At 66.5% G+C, this 19,362-nt stretch carries 15 protein-coding genes; 6 read left to right on the top strand and 9 right to left on the bottom strand.

The window, feature by feature from the left end:
* The 5 genes from HMPREF3115_RS13155 to HMPREF3115_RS13135 all read left to right on the top strand — a co-directional run.
* A partial coding sequence (locus HMPREF3115_RS13155; protein ID WP_176748747.1) for a YadA family autotransporter adhesin occupies positions 1-1,939 on the top strand: 1,939 nt, incomplete at its 5' end.
* Between the two features lie 121 nt (positions 1,940-2,060).
* Complete coding sequence (locus HMPREF3115_RS13150) at positions 2,061-2,723, top strand: OmpA family protein (protein WP_070554674.1); 663 nt, start codon at positions 2,061-2,063, stop codon at positions 2,721-2,723.
* 269 nt (positions 2,724-2,992) lie between these two features.
* Positions 2,993-4,138, top strand: coding sequence for a DUF2827 domain-containing protein (locus tag HMPREF3115_RS13145; RefSeq protein ID WP_070554672.1), 1,146 nt, complete (start codon positions 2,993-2,995; stop codon positions 4,136-4,138).
* A gap of 14 nt (positions 4,139-4,152) precedes the next feature.
* Complete coding sequence (locus HMPREF3115_RS13140; protein WP_006396277.1) at positions 4,153-5,307, top strand: DUF2827 domain-containing protein; 1,155 nt, start codon at positions 4,153-4,155, stop codon at positions 5,305-5,307.
* 148 nt (positions 5,308-5,455) lie between these two features.
* Positions 5,456-6,592: a DUF2827 family protein gene (locus HMPREF3115_RS13135; RefSeq protein ID WP_006396276.1), complete on the top strand. Its 1,137-nt coding sequence runs from the start codon at positions 5,456-5,458 to the stop codon at positions 6,590-6,592.
* A 318-nt stretch (positions 6,593-6,910) separates the two neighbouring features.
* On the opposite strand, the gene HMPREF3115_RS13125 is transcribed toward HMPREF3115_RS13135, so the two are convergent.
* From HMPREF3115_RS13125 to HMPREF3115_RS13095, 7 genes are all read right to left on the bottom strand, one after another.
* Positions 6,911-7,285, bottom strand: a complete 375-nt coding sequence (locus tag HMPREF3115_RS13125) for a hypothetical protein (RefSeq protein ID WP_006410096.1) — start codon at positions 7,283-7,285, stop codon at positions 6,911-6,913.
* Positions 7,286-7,404: 119 nt separating this feature from the next.
* Positions 7,405-8,220 carry an EAL domain-containing protein gene (locus tag HMPREF3115_RS13120; protein ID WP_006405956.1) on the bottom strand — a complete coding sequence of 272 codons (816 nt, stop codon included), beginning with the start codon at positions 8,218-8,220 and terminating at the stop codon, positions 7,405-7,407.
* A gap of 708 nt (positions 8,221-8,928) precedes the next feature.
* On the bottom strand, positions 8,929-10,071 hold the full coding sequence (locus HMPREF3115_RS13115; protein ID WP_006405955.1) for a DUF2827 domain-containing protein: 1,143 nt from the start codon (positions 10,069-10,071) through the stop codon (positions 8,929-8,931).
* A 264-nt stretch (positions 10,072-10,335) separates the two neighbouring features.
* Positions 10,336-12,348 (bottom strand): acetyl/propionyl/methylcrotonyl-CoA carboxylase subunit alpha, encoded by a 2,013-nt coding sequence (locus HMPREF3115_RS13110; protein WP_070554669.1) that lies wholly within the window; start codon positions 12,346-12,348, stop codon positions 10,336-10,338.
* Positions 12,349-12,407: 59 nt separating this feature from the next.
* Positions 12,408-13,193 (bottom strand): enoyl-CoA hydratase/isomerase family protein, encoded by a 786-nt coding sequence (locus tag HMPREF3115_RS13105; RefSeq protein WP_070554668.1) that lies wholly within the window; start codon positions 13,191-13,193, stop codon positions 12,408-12,410.
* Positions 13,194-13,212: 19 nt separating this feature from the next.
* Positions 13,213-14,820 (bottom strand): carboxyl transferase domain-containing protein, encoded by a 1,608-nt coding sequence (locus HMPREF3115_RS13100; RefSeq protein WP_053298215.1) that lies wholly within the window; start codon positions 14,818-14,820, stop codon positions 13,213-13,215.
* Positions 14,821-14,850: 30 nt separating this feature from the next.
* The gene (locus tag HMPREF3115_RS13095) at positions 14,851-16,032 is read right to left on the bottom strand and encodes an isovaleryl-CoA dehydrogenase (protein WP_006396266.1); all 1,182 of its coding nucleotides are present in this window, start codon (positions 16,030-16,032) and stop codon (positions 14,851-14,853) included.
* A gap of 170 nt (positions 16,033-16,202) precedes the next feature.
* Here HMPREF3115_RS13095 and HMPREF3115_RS13090 point away from each other — a divergent pair, with 170 nt between their 5' ends.
* Positions 16,203-16,949, top strand: coding sequence for a TetR/AcrR family transcriptional regulator (locus HMPREF3115_RS13090; RefSeq protein ID WP_172488719.1), 747 nt, complete (start codon positions 16,203-16,205; stop codon positions 16,947-16,949).
* A 44-nt stretch (positions 16,950-16,993) separates the two neighbouring features.
* On the opposite strand, the gene HMPREF3115_RS13085 is transcribed toward HMPREF3115_RS13090, so the two are convergent.
* Together HMPREF3115_RS13085 and HMPREF3115_RS31920 are read right to left on the bottom strand one after the other, a co-directional pair.
* On the bottom strand, positions 16,994-18,916 hold the full coding sequence (locus HMPREF3115_RS13085; RefSeq protein WP_006396264.1) for an SMP-30/gluconolactonase/LRE family protein: 1,923 nt from the start codon (positions 18,914-18,916) through the stop codon (positions 16,994-16,996).
* 255 nt (positions 18,917-19,171) lie between these two features.
* Positions 19,172-19,362: hypothetical protein (locus HMPREF3115_RS31920; protein WP_218079211.1), on the bottom strand; the 191-nt coding region annotated here is incomplete at its 5' end.

Genomic DNA, 19,362 nt, shown 5'->3' with positions numbered 1-19,362 from the left:
GACCTCGACTTCGACCGGCCTCTCGTCGGCTAACAGCTCGATCGGTTCTCTCTCGACCGGGCTCTCCTCCGCAGACAGCTCGATCACGTCCTTGTCGACCTCGACCTCGACCGGCCTCTCCTCGGCCAACAGCTCGATCGGCTCCCTGTCGACCGGCCTCAGCTCGACCAACAGCTCGGTCGCTTCGCTGTCCACCGGCCTCAGCTCGACCGACAGCTCGCTCGCTTCGCTGTCGACCTCGACCTCGACCGGTCTCTCGTCGGCCACCAGCTCGATCGGCTCTTTGTCCACCGGGCTGAGCTCGACCGACAGCACGCTCACGTCGCTGTCCACGTCGACTTCGTCGGGCATCGGCTCGCTGTCCACCGGCCTGAGCACCGCGAACGACTCGATCACGTCCCTCTCCACGTCGACGTCGACCGCCATCCAGGCAGCCAAGACGCACTACTACAGCGTCAACGACAACGGCACGCAGCAGGGCAACTACAGCAACGACGGCGCAACCGGCATCAACGCACTCGCAGCCGGTACGAACGCCGGTGCGACGGGCGCGAGCAGCGTCGCGGTCGGCGACGGCGCGACCGCGTCGTCCGACGACGCAGTCGCGATCGGCCACGACGCGACCGCGACCGGCGGCAAGGCCGTGTCGATCGGCTCGGCGAACGCCGCGAGCGGGGACGGCGCGGTCGCGCTCGGCGCAAAGAACGCGGCGACCGGCACCGGCGCAGTCGCACTCGGCAACGCCAACACGGCGACCGGCGACGGCTCGCTCGCGATCGGCAACACGTCGACGGCTGCCGGCGCGGGTTCGCTCGCCTTCGGTACGAACGCAGTCGCGAAGAACGTGAACGACGTCGCGCTCGGCTCCAACTCGGTTACGGCAAACGCGAACCCGACGTCGAGCGCCACGATCGGCGGCGTCACGTACCTGTTCGCCGGCAGCGCGCCGACGAGCGTCGTGAGCGTCGGCGCGCCGGGCGCGGAACGCCAGATCACGAACGTCGCCGCCGGCCGGATCTCGGCCGACAGCACCGACGCGATCAACGGCAGCCAGCTCAACGCGACGAACCAGGCGGTCAACAGCCTCTCCACGTCGACCGCGTCGAACATCTCGTCGCTGTCGACCGGCATCGGTTCGCTGTCGACGGGCCTGAGCTCGACGAACAGCACCGTCGCATCGCTGTCCACGTCGACCTCGACGGCGATCGGCTCGCTGTCGACCGGCCTCAGCGCGACGAACAGCAACCTCACGTCGCTGTCCACGTCGACGTCGACCGGCATCGGCTCGCTGTCGACCGGCCTCAGCTCGACGAACAGCACGGTCGCGTCGCTGTCGACGGGCGTGACGAACATCAACAACCAGCTGACACAGCTCTCGACGACGCTGAACAACAACACGACGCGCTCGCTCACCACGAACGGCGTTACCGCCGACATGAACGGAACGGGCAACGATCGTCCGGTCGTCGCGGCCGGCTCGAACTCGGTCGCGATCGGCGCGAATTCGACGGACGGCGGCCGCTCGAACGTCGTGTCGGTCGGCAGCGACACGCAGCAGCGCCAGATCACGAACGTCGCGCCGGGCACGCAAGGCACCGACGCGGTTAACGTGAACCAGCTGACGGCCGTGCAGTCGACGCTGTCGACGGCGTTGTCGGGCCAGCAGGCGCAAATCAACTCGCTCGGCTCGCAGCTGCAGCAGACGGACCAGATGGCGAAGCAGGGTATCGCGGCTGTCGGCGCGATGGCGTCGATCCCGCAGCTCGACCGCGACGCCAACTTCGGGATGGGGATCGGCGCATCGACGTTCCTCGGCCAGAAGGCGATGGCCGTGAACATGCAGGCGCGCATCAGCGAGAACCTGAAGGCGTCGATCAACGGCGGCTTCAGCGGCAACCAGAAGGTGATCGGCGCAGGCATGCTGTACCAGTGGAAGTAACGCGCCGCGCCGCCCGCGCGGTCGGCCTGCGAGGCCGGCCGCGTCGCGGCGGCCGGCTGCACGATGCGCGCGGCACGATCAGCGGCGCGCTTGTGTCCATTCAGGATTCGAGGACGAAACCGTGAACAAACTCGCTCTTGCGCTCGCACTGTCGAGCGCGGCGCTCGCCGCCTGCTCGACGGCATCGGGCCCGACCTTCAGCGCCTCCGAACTGCAGCCGCGCGATGGCGTGCGGACGTTCCAGGTGGACTGCCACGGCCTGCTGTCCGGCCCGCAAACCTGCATGAAGGCCGCGCGGAAGATCTGCGGCGAACAATCCGTGCGCGCCGTCGACACGATGCGCGCGCTGCGCGACGGCAGCGATCCGGCCACGCTGGTGTTCCAGTGCGGCGTCTCGCCGGCCGACGCCGCACCGGCCGCCGAGCCCGCGCCCGCCGCGGTCGAACATGTGAGCCTCGCCGGCGACGCGCTGTTCGCAAGCGGCCTCGCGACGCTGACGCCTGCCGCCCGCGCATCGCTCGACAAGCTGCTGAACGCATACGGCGACCGCTCGTACACGCAGGTCAGCGTCACCGGCTATACGGATTCGGTCGGCAGCGACGCATCGAATCTCGCGCTGTCGAAGCGACGGGCGGAAGCCGTCGCCGCCTATCTGCAGCAGCGCGGGCTGAATGCGCGCACGCTGACGGTGACGGGGCGCGGCAGCGCCGATCCGATCGCGTCGAACGCGACGGCCGAAGGCCGCGCGACCAACCGCCGCGTGGAAATCTCGCTGCAGCGCTGACGCGCCGCGGCCGGCGGCCGGCGCGACGGCGGCGCATGGACCGACGACACCGTCGCGAACGGCCGCCCCACTCCACAAACCGGCGACTTCCGTGCCACAATCGCCGCAGCCGCCGAGCGGGGCCCGTCGGCGCGCGCCGCCGGGCCATGCGCGGCACGTCGGCTGCCCCGCTCGCGCGTACGCAACCATGACGATCCACGGCGCGCCGTGTTCGTGCGAGGCGCTCGGCGCCGCGGCCGAACGCGCGCCGCCGTAGAGGAAAAAAGCTGGTGACGGACATCAATGAAACCGCTTCGGGCCGCGCCCGCAAGCAACGGCCGGCGGTCGGCATCTCGCTGTTCGCGCGCGACGGCCAGGCGATCTGGGAAAACGGCATCCATCAGAACATCGCGTTCCTCGCGATGATGCTCAAGCGCTCGGACCGCGTGGGCCCGGTCTATTTCCTGAACGGCGGCGATGCGAAGGCACTGCCGGCCGGACTCGATCTCGACGGCCTCGACGTGCCGCTCGTGAATCCGGCCGACGTCACGCACGACATCGCCGTCGTGATCGAAATGGGCGCGCAGCTGCCGGTCGAATGGCTCAGACATGTGAAGGCGCTCGGCGCGAAGCTCGTCGCCTGCTATGTCGGCCATACGTACAGCGGTCTGGCCGAAACGCCGATCTTCGACAAGCCGTCGGGTCACATCTTCAACGGCACGCAATTCGACGAAGTCTGGGTGCTCGAGAAGTCGCAAAAGATCGACGTGCCGCTGCTGCGCACGCTGACGCGCGCGCCCGTCTATACGATTCCGCATCTGTGGTCGCCGTATTTTCTCGATCGCCGCATCGCCGCGCTCGCGGCCGAAGGCGCGACGTTCGGCTATCGGCCGGGCCGCCGCCCGTGGCGGCTCGCGACGCTCGAGCCGAACATCTCGGTCGTGAAGACCTGCCACTATCCGATGCTCGTGTGCGACGAACTTTATCGCGCGCGCCCCGATACGGTGCAGCACCTGTTCGTCGTCAACTCGATGCACATGAAGGAACATCCGACCTTCGTGCACTTCGCGAACAGCCTCGATCTCGTGCGTCAGCACAAGGCGACGTTCGAGCCGCGCCTCGATCTACCGGGCTTCATGGCGCGCCATGCGGACGCCGTCGTGTCCCACCACTGGGAAAACGCGCAGAACTACCTGTACTACGACGTGCTGTACGGCGGCTACCCGCTGCTCCACAACTCGCCGCTGCTCGGCGACGCCGGCTACTACTATCCGGACTTCGATTCCGCCACGGGCGGGCGCGTGCTGCTCGATGCGTGGCTGCATCACGACGAACGGCTCGACGACTATCGCGCCAAGGCCGACCGACTGCTGCGCGCGGTCTCGATCGACAACCCCGCGAACCTCGACGCGTTCCTCGCGCGTCTGGTCGCCTGAACCGGAGCATGCACATGTCGGACTCCACTGCCCGCCACGCGTCCGGCGACGGCAAACGTCTCGTCGTCGGCGTGTCGCTGTACGTACGCGGCGCCGGCCAGTCGCTGTGGGAAAACGGCATCTTCCAGAACTGCCTGCTGCTGATCCTGCTGCTGCGCCAGTCGCCGCTCGTCGCCGAAGCCGTGATGGTGAACGGCGGCGAGCAGCTCGCCGATCCGCAGATGATGCTCGGCGAATGGGACGTGCCGCTGCTGTCGATGGACGAAGCGCTGCAGCGCTGCGACGTGCTGATCGAAATGAGCGCACAGTTCGGCGCCGATTATCTGCGCGCGTTCCGCGAACGCGGCGGCAAGGTCGTGACGATGCGCGTCGGCAACGACTACGTGATCGACATCGAGCGCGCGATGTTCAACAAGCCGTCGGGTTTCCTGTTCTCGGGCGCGCCGTACGACGCGGTATGGACGATTCCGGAATTCGAGCGCTCGTGCCTGCATTACTACCAGACAGGCCTGCGCGCGCCCGTGACGATCGTGCCGCACATCTGGCATCCGATGCTGTTCGATAAGGCGCGCGCGACGCTCGGGCCCGGCCTGTCGTACGGCTATCGGCCCGGTCGGCCGCGCTGGCGCGTGACGATGTTCGAGCCGAACATCTGCATGGTGAAGACGAGCATCATCCCGATGCTCGTCACCGAAGAAGCGTATCGCGCGCAGCCGGCGTTCCTCGACATCGTGCGCGTGTGCAACACGGTGCACATGAAGGAGCACGCGACTTTCGTGCACTTCGCGAAGAGCCTCGACATCGTCAACCACGGCATCACGACGTTCGAGAGCCGCTACGCGGTGTACGAGTTCATGGCCGCGTACGGCGACGCCGTCGTGTCGCACACGTGGGAAAACGCGCAGAACTATCTGTACTACGAGCTGCTGTACGGCGACTATCCGCTGATCCATAATTCGCCGTTCCTCGGCAAGGCCGGGTATTACTATCCGGACTTCGACTGCCAGGCCGGCGGCCGCGCGCTGCTGCAGGCCTTTGCCGAGCACGACGCGAACCTCGACGCGTATCGCGAGCAGTCGAAGCACGTGCTCGACTCGGTCAGCATCTACAACCCCGACAACGTGGCCGCGTATACGGACGCGATCGCCGCGCTTTATCGCGACGCGTGACGCGCCGCGGCCGTCCGACTCGAACATGAATCCGAATCCCCTGCTCTCCTGCAAACGATATCCGGTCGGCCGTGCCGTCGCTGCCGTCGCGCGCGGCGCGCACGCATTTTTCGCGCAGTAAGCCGCGCCGACCCTTCCGGAGCCGCCGATGAAAATCAATGTCGCGATTACGATGAACGTGCAGCGCGACGCGACGCAGTCGATCTGGTATAACGGCGCGAACCAGCATTGCGTCTATCTGTACATGCTGCTGAAGCGTTCTCCGCTGATCGGCGAGGTGTGGCTCGCGCACGACGACGGTATCGCCGAGTATCCGCAGGCGCTGATGATGGACGCGTTCCGCGATGCGCTGCGGCCGCTCTCCTCGGTGATCCATCAGACCGACCTGCTGATCGAGATGAACGCGTTCATCGATTCGACGCACGCGCAAGCGGTGCGGCAGCGCGGCGGCAAATGCGTGTCCTACCGGTTCGGCAACGACTACGTGATCGCCGTCGAAACGATCAACTTCGAGAAGAACAACTGGCGGCCGAATCCGCACCGCGTGCAGTTCGACGAAATCTGGACGAACCCGCAGCACATGCATACGTGCGCCGCGTACTTCCAGGCCGTCTATCGCGCGCCGGTGATCGAACTGCCGCACATCTGGTCGCCGTATTTCATCGAACGCAGCCTCGATGCGGACCCGGAACTGAAGGCGCGCTTCGGCTACCGCAATCACGGCCGCGCGAAACGGATCGCGTTCTTCGAGCCGAATTTGAACGTCGTGAAGAGCGCGCTCGTGCCGATGCTCGCTGCGAACGCGTGCTATGTCGAGCATCCCGAACTCGTCGAACACGTGTACATGACCAACACGTTCGACAAGAAGGAAAACGTCGCCTTCAAGCATCTCGCGCTCGGGCTCGAGATGGTGCGCGACGGCAAGGCGACCGCCGACGTGCGTGCGCCGTTCGTCGCGTGGGCAGCGCATCACACCGACATCGTCGTCTCGCACCATTGGGAAAACGGCCTCAATTACCTGCTTTACGACGCGCTGTACGGCAACTACCCGCTCGTCCACAACTCGGCGTTCCTGCGCGACGTCGGGTACTACTATCCGGACTTCGAGATCTTCGATGCGGCGCGCGCGATCGCCACCGCCGCGCAGACGCACGACGAACGGCTCGACGACTACGCCGCAGCCGCACGCCGCTGCCTGCAGCACGTCGATGCGCTCGCCGAGCACAACGTGCGGATCCATACCGAGCACGTGCAGCGCCTGTTCGCCGGGCGCGCGCTTGGCTGAGCGCGTCGGCAGGGCATCCTGCGATCGCACACTTCAGCGATCTCGCGGCACCGAGACGCGCGGCGGACGTCGTCGCGACGACCTGCCCCGCGCATAACCGTCTCGCCGGCGCGCGCGTGCTGCCGGCCGTGCGACTACTGCCGAGCGGGAACGCAGACGCACACCAGGCAACGGAAACGCACTCCGCGCTGTATCGGGGCAAGCGGATCGCGCGCTCGGCGCGCGCCGGACAACCGGACGACGCGGTCGATCGCGCCATGGCGACGATGGCGATCGTCCGCGGCGGTTTCGCGCGCGCATGGCGCTGAGGCCGCGCCGCTACGGGCGTGCGCGCCGCTCGCAGTGCGCGGCGAACGCACGGCCGTGCAGCCGACCGATGCGCATGAGCACCGCGAAGCGACGCATCGACGCGCGGCTGGCGCCGCCGGCCAGCCGCGCCAGCCGTTCGGCCACGCCGAGCGCGACGGCCGACTCGTCGCCGCACGCGCCCGCCAGTACGCCGGCGTAATAATGCCGCGCGGCCAGTTGCCGGTCGGCCGCATCGAGCGGCTTGATGCGATGAATGCGCGCGGACACGGTCGTCAACCCGTCGAGGAACGGCGCGACATCGATCGGCCGGCCCGACGACGCGGCGCCGAGCTGGCGCAGCATGTCGGCCAGTTCGACGATTGCCGCGAGCGAGCGCGCATCCATTACCGGTAACGCGGCTTCTTCCGTGGCCGCCTGGTTCGTCCCCGCCATGCCGATGCCCCTGTTGCGATCGCGCGGCCGTGCGCGGGCACACGCGACGCCATGCGACCGTGCGTGCGCCGTCATGCGGCAGCCGGCGAACGCCATGAGAAACGAATGCCCTGCGCCCACGCGACGCCGGCCTCTACGATCATCTGCCGATCCATTTCGTTTTCGACGCCCTCGACGACGACGTGACGCGCACCCTCGTGCGCGAACGCGATGAGCCGCCGAAGCTGGTAGCGCCCGATCGCGTTGCGCTTGATCATCGGCAGAATCGAGCGGTCGAGCTTCACGATGTCGGGGTTGCCGACCGCCAGATTGTTCAGTGCACTGAAGCCGATTCCGAAGTCATCGATCGCGATGCGGCATCCGGCCTGCCGGAATCGCGCCACGAACGTGCGGCCCGCGACCGGATTCAGCGGCCCGGTCTCGGTGATTTCGACGACGAGCCGCGCGGCGACGGAGGGCTCGCGTTCGAGCCGCGCGAAGGTCGGCCGCCACGCGTCGTCCATCACCGCGCTCGAGGCGGACATGTTGCAGCCGTAGACGGCCGTTGGATCGGCGCGCAGCTGATCGATCGTGCGGTTCACGACCAGCCGGTCGAACCAGCGCATCAGCCCGAGCGATTCGAGGCGCGGCAAAAAGGCGATCGGCGGCCATGCGCCGCGCGCGTCGCGCCGCAGCCGCGCGAGACATTCGTCATACAGGACGCCGCCCGACAGGTCGGCCCGGCACACCGGCTCGTACACGAATTCAAGCCGGCTTTCTACGAAACTGCGTACCGAAGCGAGGTCGACAGGACCGTCCGGCACGCCGAACACCTTACCGATTTCATCGCGACTCGCTTCCCGATTCTGTTCCCTGTCCGCCGTCAGGCGACGTTCGACCGCATTCATCCGGTGCTCCGGCTAGTGGCAGGCCGCCGCTGGCGACCGACCCGACGCGACACGCGGAGCGCAACGATCGCGCTCCGCCGCTTACCCGGCTCATCCCGTGTCTTCGATCTTCTTCGGAAGCGTACTTGCCATTTCAGCACACCGTCGAATTCGTTATTTTCAACCGTATTCATCCGCCGAAAATACGCGACGCGCTCTGCATGGACTGTACGAAAGCTTACACAATGCGGGACGCGGCTCCGCCACCGTTCGATTCGATATCGCGAAGAGAAAACGGGACGTTATTATGCGCGGCAGGGGAATGATTATGCCGGCGTGCGGCCCGGCGCGTTTGATCGGATAAATCGCATCGCGAACGGCCGGCGTGCCATTATGTGGGACACGTCCGCGACGTGCTTTGCACATGGCGCAGATGATTTGGAGGTGCCACACTCCGTATACTCGTTCGCACCGCCAGCTAATTATCGCGTTTAATACGATATTATTAAATATATAGACATAATGGCCGGAATTTAAAACAGGCAATCCGAACGCATTATATAAAAATTGCCGATTGAAAACTATTTAACAAATTTTCAGAATCGTTCACCTATAAAATGATTTTCGACGGATTCCTCGGAACCGTCGAATTCGTGCCTTGAAAGCCGTCGAACCGTCGAGGTCCGGCGGTTCCTTTTCAGCGCGCCCCCGCGCCCGGCACGCCGCGCCTTACGCGGTTCTCGCACCGGTCAGATTCGCGAGCAGCGCATCGTATTCGGCCACGAGCGCCGGGCTCGCCGACGTATAGCGGCGCAGAATCTCGCGCTGGCGGCGCGTATAGGCTTCCCAGTCGTCGTCGTGCGCATGCAGCGCGCGCAGCAACGCATCGGCGCCCTGCTGAACGTCGTTGTCGGGATAGTAATAGCCGAGATCGGGCGCAAGGCTCGCGTTATGCACGAGCGGATAGCCTTGCCAGCAGACGTCGAAGTAGAAATAGTTCAGCGGATTCGACCACTGGTGCGACACGACCACATCGGTCAGCTCCGCGAGGAAAACCGGCGTGTCGAAACGTCCGACGAAGCTCGCCTTGCCCGCGCGCACGATGTCCAGATAGTTCATCAGCATCACGAATTCGGGGCTCTCGTGCGCGAGGCGCTCCGCGTTCGTCACGTGCGTGAAGGCGATCGCATCGGGATCGCGACGGTACGCCTCGTCGATGATCAGCATCGGATAGACGCAGAACTTCACGACGTCGTGATTCGGCTCCATCACCGTCAGCCGCTTGCCGCGCTCGCCGCGCGGCCGGTATTCGCCGTGTTCCGGCAGCGACTGCGCGCGCTCGGTCAGGAACATCGGATCCCACACGAACGGCACGACGCGGCCCGGGCAGCGGCGCAACGACTGCAGGAACGGCAGCGACGACGGCGCGATCTGCGGAATCGCCCACACTTCGTCGTAGCCGCGGTTGATGAACAGCGTGTCCCAGAGCCGCCGGCCGAACAGGATCGACTCCATCGCATTGATGTACTCGACACCGCAGCAATAGCTGACGATCTTCGCGCCGCGCGCCTTCAGGTAGGCCGTCTGTTCCGCGTCGATCTGCCCGCCGAGCTCGATCAGCACGTCGAGCGCATCCTTCATGTCGGCGAACGCGCGCGTGTCGAACACGCGGCGATCCCACGGCAGCGCGTCGGTCAGCGGTACGGCCGTCGTGTTGACGAGCGTGACGCGGTAGCCGTGCGGCGACGCCATCAGCAGCTTCGCGAGAAACAGCGCGTTCTGCTTGATGCCGTTGATCCACAGGCTTTCGTCGGGGGTGCGCAGGCCGATCGTGATACCGATGCGCAGGCCGTTCAGGACAGGAGACGTCATCGTCGGCGGGACAGGAAAGGAAAGATCCAGTGTAGCGTGCGCGTCCGCGCAGGCCGAAAACGACTCGCATTCTAGCCGAGCATCGACGCGCCGACTGTCATGGATCGTCAGCAGCGACCGGGCGCTGCATCGCCCGGTCCAAGCGCGCCTGCGTTCCGGCGCGCGGCTTCGACGGCGGCCCGATCGTCGCGAGGATCGCACGCCGCGACGCCGCGCGCCGCGTTTCAGCCGCGCGCGCCGATGCGCGAGGACCGCCGACGGTCCTCACGCACGTGCAGCTTCTGCTTCCGCCATCACGAGCAGTTGCGCGCCGTCCGCGACCTGATCGCCGACCGCATACAGCACTTCCGCGACCACGCCCGCGCTCGGCGCGCCGATCGTGTGCTCCATCTTCATCGCCTCCATCACGATCAGCGGCGTGCCGGGCTCGACGCGCTGGCCCGGCTCGACGAGCACCGCGATCACCTTGCCCGGCATCGGCGCGGTCAGGCGGCCGCCGCCGTGCTCGGCATCGCCGGCGTGCGCGAGCAGGTTGCGCCACTCGAACGTTTCGGCCGTGCCCTGCGTGAACACGTGGAAGCTGTCGCCATCGACGATCACGCGGCCGCTGCTGCGCATGCCGTCGAGCAACACGTCGAAGTCGAGCGGCGTCGCGCCGCGCGACCACGCGAACGACTGCGCGGCGCCGTCGCCGACGGCGATTCGCGCGGCGGCGCCGTCATGGTCGTACGCGACCGTCACGTCAGCCTCGCGCTCGACCGCGTGCCATTCGAACGTGCGCCGATAGCCGGCGTTGAGCCGCCAGTCCGACAACGCGCTCCACGGCGACGAACCGTCGCCGGCCGCGTCGCGTTCGCGCGCGAGCAGCGCCGCGCAGGCCAGCGCGAGCGACGCACGCGGCGGCTGTTGCGGCGCGAACAGCACATCGTGATTGCGCTCGATCAGCCCCGTGTCGAGATCGGCCGTCGCGAACGGCTCGCACGCGACGATCCGCTGCAGGAAACCGGCGTTCGTGTGCAGGCCGACTACCTCGCACGCGCGCAGCGCGCGCAGCATCCGGCCGAGCGCTTCGTCGCGATCGGCGCCGTGCACGATCAGCTTCGCGATCATCGGATCGTAGAACGGCGTGATCGCATCGCCTTCGCGCACGCCGCTGTCGACGCGCACGGGCGCGCCGATATCGAAGTCGACGCCGTCCGGCAGCCGCAGATGCTTGAGCGTGCCGGTCGACGGCAGGAAGCCGCGCGACGGATTTTCCGCATAGAGCCGCGCCTCGATCGCATGGCCCTGCACGCGCAGCTCGTCCTGCTTCAGCGGCAGCGGCTCGCCGGCCGCGACGCGCAGCTGCCATTCGACGAGATCGAGCCCCGTGACCATCTCGGTGACCGGATGCTCGACCTGCAGACGCGTGTTCATCTCCATGAAGTAGAACGCGTCGCCCGTCATGATGAACTCGACGGTACCCGCGCCGACATAGCCGACCGCGCGCGCGGCCGCGACAGCCGCCTCGCCCATCGCGCGGCGCACGTCGTCGGACAGGCCCGGCGCCGGCGCTTCCTCGAGCACCTTCTGGTGACGGCGCTGCACCGAGCAGTCGCGGTCGAACAGATACACGGTGTTGCCGTGCGTATCGCCGAACACCTGCACCTCGACGTGGCGCGGACGCGTCAGATACTTCTCGATCAGCACGCGATCGTTGCCGAAGCTGCTCGCCGCCTCGCGCTGGCACGAGGCGAGCGCCGCGGGGAAATCGTCGGAACGCTCGACCACGCGCATGCCCTTGCCGCCGCCGCCCGCGCTCGCCTTCAACAGCACCGGGTAGCCGATCGCATCGGCCTCGCGGTGCAGCGTCGCCGGGTTCTGGTCGTCGCCGTGATAGCCGGGCACGAGCGGCACCGCGGCCGCGTGCATCAGCGCCTTGGCCGCGGCCTTCGAGCCCATCGCGGCGATCGCGTCGACCGGCGGCCCGATGAACACGATGCCGGCCGCCGCGCACGCCTGCGCGAAATCCTCGTTCTCCGACAGGAAGCCGTAGCCGGGATGAATCGCCTGCGCGCCGGTCGCGCGCGCGGCTTCGATGATGCGCTCGATGCGCAGATAGCTGTCCGCGGCCGCCGAGCCGCCGATATGCACCGCTTCGTCGCACGCGGCGACGTGCTTCGCATTCGCATCGGCGTCGGAATAGACCGCGACGCTGGCGATCCCGAGACGTTTGCACGTCGCGGCGACGCGGCACGCGATTTCGCCGCGGTTGGCGATCAGAATCTTGTCGAACATGGCTGTCGTCCGGAAAAGGTTGGGGTCACGCGACACGGGCGGCGCCGGCCGCCGCGCGTTCAGTCACGCCAGGACGGCGTGCGTTTCTCCAGGAAGGACGCGATCCCTTCGCGCGCTTCCGCGCCCGCGCGGGTACGCGCGATCCAATCCGCGGTCTGCTCGATCAGCGCCGCATCGAGCGGACGGCCCGCGACGTCGGCGACGAGCCGCTTGCACGCGCGCACCGCATCGGGGCCGTTCGCGACCAGCGTCGCGGCCAGCCTCGCGACGGTCTCGTCGAGCGCCGCGGCCGGCACCGCATCGTGGATGAAGCCGAGCGACGCCGCACGCGCGCTGTCGAACACCTCGGCGGTCGTGAAGTAGCGGCGCGCCGCGCGCTCGCCCATCGCGCGCACGACGTACGGCGCGATCGTCGCCGGAATCAGCCCGAGCCGCGCTTCGGACAGGCAGAACTTCGCGGTGTCGGCCGCGATCGCGATGTCGGCCGCGGCCACGAGACCGACACCGCCGGCGTACGCATCGCCCTGCACGCGCGCGATGACCGGCTTGCCGCAGCGGTGGATCGCCTCGAGCATCCGTGCGAGCTTGCGCGCGTCGGCGCGGTTCTCGTCGTCCGAGTAGCCCGCCATCTTCTTCATCCAGTTCAGGTCGGCGCCCGCGCAGAAGGCCGGGCCTTCGGCCGCGAGCACGACCGCGCGCACGCCCTCGTGCGCGTCGAGCCATTCGAACGCGGTGGTCAGCTCGGCGATCGCCGTCTCGTTGAACGCGTTGCGCACGTCGGGGCGCGCGAGCGTGACGGTCGCGACGCGGCCGGCTTCGCTTACCTTGATCGTTTCGTATCGCATCGGTCAGTCCTCCCCGGCATCACATGCGGAACACGCCGAAGCGCGTCTCGTCGATCGGCGCGTTCATCGCCGCGGCGAGCCCGAGGCCGAGCACGTCGCGCGTCTGCGCGGGGTCGATCACGCCGTCGTCCCAGAGCCGCGCGCTCGCATAGTACGGATGGCCTTGACGCTCGTACTGCTCGCGGATCGGCTGCTTGAACGCCTCCTCCTCCTGCGCGGACCACGTGCCGCCCTTCGCCTCGATCCCGTCGCGGCGCACGGTCGCGAGCACCGACGCGGCCTGCTCGCCGCCCATCACCGAGATCCGCGCGTTCGGCCACATCCACAGGAAGCGCGGACCGAACGCGCGGCCGCACATCCCGTAGTTGCCTGCGCCGAACGAGCCGCCGATGATCACCGTGAGCTTCGGCACCTTCGCGTTCGACACGGCCGTCACCATCTTCGCGCCGTGCCGCGCGATGCCTTCGTTCTCGTACTTGCGGCCAACCATGAAGCCCGTGATGTTCTGCAGGAACACGAGCGGAATCTTGCGCTGGCAGCACAGCTCGATGAAGTGCGCGCCCTTTACCGCCGACTCGGAAAACAGGATGCCGTTGTTCGCGACGATCCCGACCGGATAGCCCCAGATATGCGCGAAGCCCGTGACGAGCGTCGTGCCGTAGCGCGCCTTGAACTCGTCGAACTCGGAATCGTCGACGATGCGCGCGATCACCTCGCGCACGTCGAACGGCTTGCGCGTATCGACGGGAATCACGCCGTAGAGGCTCGCTGCGTCGTAGCGCGGCGGCTTCGGCTCGCGTACCGCGACCGGCGACGGAATCTTCGGCGCCAGATGACCGACGATGCTGCGCGCGATCGACAGCGCATGCGCGTCGTTCTGCGCGAGATGATCGGCAACGCCCGACAGCCGCGTATGCACGTCGCCGCCGCCGAGATCCTCGGCGCTCACTTCCTCGCCGGTTGCCGCCTTCACGAGCGGCGGGCCGCCGAGAAAAATCGTGCCCTGGTTCTTCACGATGATCGACTCGTCGCTCATCGCCGGCACGTAGGCGCCGCCCGCCGTGCAGGAACCCATCACGACCGCGATCTGCGCGATGCCGGCCGCCGACATCGTCGCCTGATTGAAAAAGATGCGGCCGAAGTGGTCGCGATCGGGGAACACGTCGTCCTGGTTCGGCAGGTTCGCGCCGCCCGAATCGACGAGATACACGCACGGCAGCCGGTTTTCCGCGGCGATTTCCTGCGCGCGCACGTGCTTCTTCACCGTGATCGGATAGTACGTGCCGCCCTTGACCGTCGCGTCGTTGCAGACGATCACGCATTCGCGGCCGGCGATCCGGCCGATGCCGGTGATGATGCCGGCGCCCGGCGCGTCGTCGTTGTACATCCCGTTCGCCGCGAGTTGCGACAGCTCGAGAAACGGCGAACCCGGATCGAGCAGCTGCGCGATCCGGTCCCGCGGCAGCAGCTTGCCGCGCGCCAGATGCTTGTCGCGTGCGGCCTGGCCGCCGCCTTGCGCGAGCTGCTCGATCTTCGCGCGCAGATCGGCGACGACCGCCTCGAGCGCCGCGGCATTCGCACGGAATTCTTCCGAACGCGGATTCAGTTTGGATTCGATGATCGGCATCGACGGAGCTCCGTTCGCGTGACGTGGGCGTTACATCGTTTCCGCGAACAGCTCGCGGCCGATCAGCATCCGGCGGATCTCGCTCGTGCCGGCGCCGATCTCGTACAGCTTCGCGTCGCGCCACAGGCGGCCGACCGGGTATTCGTTGATGTAGCCGTTGCCGCCGAGGATCTGGATCGCCTCGCCGGCCATCCACGTCGCCTTCTCGGCCGTATAGAGGATCACGCCCGCGCAGTCCTTGCGCACCTGGCGGATATGGTCGCTGCCCGCCGAGTCGAGATGGCGGCCGACCGCGTACAGATAGGCGCGGCATGCCTGGAACGTGGTGTACATGTCGGCGACCTTGCCCTGAATCAGCTGGAACTCGCCGATCGACTGGCCGAACTGCTTGCGGTCGTGGATATAAGGAACGACCGCATCCAGACACGCGGCCATGATGCCCGTCGGGCCGCCCGACAGCACCGCGCGCTCGTAGTCGAGGCCGCTCATCAGCACCTTCACGCCGCCGTTGAGCTGGCCGAGGATGTTCTCTTCCGGCACCTCGACGTCCTGGAACACGAGCTCGCCCGTATGCGAGCCGCGCATGCCGAGCTTGTCGAGCTTCTGCGCGACCGAGAAGCCCTTCATGCCCTTCTCGACGATGAAGGCCGTGATGCCGCGCGGACCGGCGTCGACGTCCGTCTTCGCATAGACGACGAGCGTGTCGCAATCGGGACCGTTCGTGATCCACATCTTCGTGCCGTTCAGCACGTAGCGGTCGCCGCGCTTGTCCGCACGCAGCTTCATGCTGACGACGTCGGAGCCGGCATTCGGCTCGCTCATCGCGAGCGCGCCGATGTGTTCGCCCGAGACGAGCTTCGGCAGATACTTGCGCTTCTGCGCTTCGGTGCCGTTGCGGTGGATCTGGTTCACGCAGAGATTCGAGTGCGCGCCGTACGACAGGCCGATCGACGCCGATGCGCGCGAGATCTCCTCCATCGCGACCATGTGCGCGGTGTAGCCCATGTTCGCGCCGCCGTACTCCTCGGCCACCGTCATACCGAGCACGCCGAGATCGCCGAATTTTTTCCAGAGATCCATCGGAAACTGGTCTGTACGGTCGACCTCGGCCGCGCGCGGCGCGATTTCCTTCGCCGCGAATGTCGCGACGGCATCGCGCAGCATCTCGATATCTTCACCGAGCATGAATTGCACGCCGGGCAGGTTGCTCATGTCTCCTCCGTCTCCAGAAAGTGCGTCGCATGCGCCGATTTCTGAGTTTTGCTCAAATCGGGCAATACGCCGATTCATTGACCATTACTGCGGAAATTTCGCACAGTTTCGCGCGGCGTCGTGGTGGGCGTCAATAGCTTTTTTGAGTGACACTCAGTTATCATGCGGAGATGACAGCCGCTACCGCCCGCACCATGACCGCCACCGACAAAGCCGAGCGCGCCGACGCGCCGCGCGCGCCCGCCGGCCGCAAATCCCAGCAGCGCGTGCAGGACATCCTGCGGGCCGGGCGCGACGTGTTCGCCGAAAAGGGTTACGAGCACGCGACGGCCGCCGAGATCGCGCAACGCGTCGGCGTGTCGGAGGCGACCGTGTTCAGTTACTTCCGCGGCAAGCGCGAGCTGTGCGCGCGCGTGATCGCCGACTGGTATGACGAAATCATCGCGGCGTTCGAGCACGGGATGCCGCAGGAGGCGACCGTGCAGCAGCAGTTCGCGTTCATCGTGCGTACGCATCTGCGGCTGATGCTCGTGAACGGCACGGGGCTGTGCGCGCTGGTGCTGTCCGAAGGTCGCGCGAAGCAGCACGCGCTCAGCGACGAGCTCACCGCGCTGCAGCGCCGCTACACGGCGCCGTTGATGAGCGTGCTCGCGCGCGGCCAGGCGGCCGGGCAGGTGCGTCGCGACATGCCGCTGAGCCTGCTGCGCTCGATGGTGTTCGGCCCGATCGAGCACGTGCTGTGGGACGCGATCCTCGGGCACCGCAAGCTCGATACGGAAACGACCGCGACGCAGCTGATCGACATGCTCTGGGCGGCCGTGCAGCCGCCCGCGCCCGAGCAGGCCGCGCTCGTGCGGTTCAGGAACGAGGTCGCGGAGGCGATGAAGCGGCTGGAAGCGTCGCCGGAACGAGAATAGGTCGGTGCGTCAGGCCTGCCGTCGACAATCGCCCGCGCCGTCCGTCACGGCCGCCAGCGGTACACGACGAGACTCGAGCCGTTGTAATTGTCCTTCGTGATCACGTATTCGCCGGTCGAGCGCAGATAGGCGCGAATGCCGTACATCGAGTCGACGTCGTTGCCGACATCCATCGCCGATGGGTTCGAGTTCGTCAGCGTCGTGACGAGGCCGCCCGTGTTCAGGTCGTACACGTCGATGTTCGGCACCGTGTGCACGTAGCCGACGAACAGATAATGGCCGGCCGCCGCGATCGACTTCGGGTTTGCGCTCGTCAGGTCGATCGCGAGGCTCGGCGTAGTTTTGTTGCCCGCTTTCCAGCCTCGATAGATCTCGATATGGCCGTTCATCGCGGTCCAGTCCCAACTGCCCGAAATGCCCTGCGCAAGGATCATCGTGTCGCTGTCGGACTGGTAGATGATGCGCGTGAGCGGCAGCACCGAACGCGGAATCTGGATCTGCTCGGGCGCACCCCACGAAGGCTTGCCGTTCGCGTCGAAACCCGTCATCGGGTAGTGCGAGATGTTGTTGGTGCGGTCGAGCCCGGCCCACACGTCGCCGTTGCCGTCGATCGCGAAGCCGGCCGTCACCTGCAGGCTCGTGTTGAACGGCTTGCCGGGAATCGAGCCGTCGGGAATCGCGATGTAGCCGCTCGCCGGATTGAAGTGATAGAAGTTGAAGTTGCCGGGATTCTGACCGGACGCGACCAGAATCCGGTTGCCGCCGACCGTCACGAGCTGCCCGAAATGCTGGCCGCGCTGATAGTCGTTCATGTCGAGGCGCGGGTCCTTCGGATAGGTGAACGGATCGATCGTGTTCGCGACGAACGTGCCGCCCGCCGTGCCCGTATAGACGTTGTTGCCGCTATAGAAGAACGCGCCGTCGGTCGCCGGATCGGGGGCGGCGGCGCCCTCGAAGTTCAGCGCCTGCAGTTTCCATTGCAGCGCGCCGGTCGGGCTGTATGCGTGGATGTCGGTGCTGCCGTTGCGCCCGAGATCCCAGCCGCCGCCCCACGCGTTGTTCAGCACGTACAGATTGCCGGCCGCATCCTTGCCGATGCCGACCACGCGCGTGAAGCGCTTGTCGCCGACCTGCCCCTTGACGCCCGTCGTCGTGTTCAGATAGCCGCCCTGCACGCCGAAGGTGCCGATCTGCAGCGGCACGCCGATGAGCGCGTAGATCTTGATGTTCATGTCGGGCCCTTGATCGCCCACCATCAACTGCCCGGTCGATGCGTCGAAGTACAGCGACGACGGCCGCGCCCCGGCCGCCATCTGGATCGTGTTCATCTGCGTGCCGGTCGGGCTGAACTGGACGACCACGCCCGCGCTCATGCGCGCGACCCACAGATTGCCCGCCGCATCGATCGCGAGCGCGCCCGGCCCTTGCACGCCGATGTCGCGCTGCCACACGCCGTCGGTCGTATAGACGCGCACGCGATTCCCGTAGAAGTCGCTCGCATACAGCAGATTGCCGGCCGTCGCGAGGCCTGTGATGACGTCGGCGTACTGAATGCCCGTCCACGTGCTGACCGGAATGCGCAGATCGCGCGCGTTCGTGCTGCGGTTGTAGCGGCCGACCGAGCCGCTGCCGAACGTACGGTTGTAGCCGAGGGCGACGAACAGCGACGTCGCGTTGCCCGTGATCGCGCCGCCCTGGAATTCGTCGTGGATGCCGATCGTGCCGAGCGACTGCCCGTTCTGGTAGATCGCGACGCCGCCCGCGTTTTCGTCCCAGCGCGAGGCCGTATAGATCACGCCTTCGGGCGCGACCCACATCGAGCGCGCGCCGTTGCCGACGTGGGCGGCCAGTGTGCCGAACGTGTTCGCGAGCCAGTCGGTCGTGTATGGCGTCTGCGCATGCGCGACCGGCGCGAGCAGGATCATGCACATTCCAAGCAATGCCGCGCGGATTTGTTTCATCGACATGAACGATTTCCCCTAAAAACGCATCAGTTTCGACACTGTCAATCGACGGACATCCGATATTCGTGATACTGCAAAAACCATTTTTTTTCCGACGCGAATTATCTCATTCATTTTTTACCATCCGGAGACCGCGGCTTCGCGCGGCGCAATGGTCGTTCGGGCCGACGCAATGCCGAATTCGTGCGGTCTTTCTCATGCAATTGTGCCGTTTAATTTCTTACGGAATTTTCTGCCGATTCTTTCAATGGAAATGCGTCAATTTTTCTGATGCGTGCGCATCCAACTGAATTGCCGTGGCAACGCATCGATGATTACAGACAGAAATTCGAATGAAAGAAAAAATATCGTCCGGGGCGCCGGAAGCGACACTGCAATGCCGGCAACGGGGAGCGGCGCGTGCCGCGCACGCGCGGTCGCACGATGTCCGCCGCGGACGCGGCGGAGCG

It is taken from the genome of Burkholderia sp. HMSC10F09 (assembly GCF_001806955.1).
In the GTDB taxonomy this organism is placed as follows: Bacteria; Pseudomonadota; Gammaproteobacteria; order Burkholderiales; family Burkholderiaceae; genus Burkholderia; species Burkholderia multivorans.
Note: the sequence above shows the minus strand (reverse complement) of the source record. Positions and strands in the feature narration are given on the sequence as shown.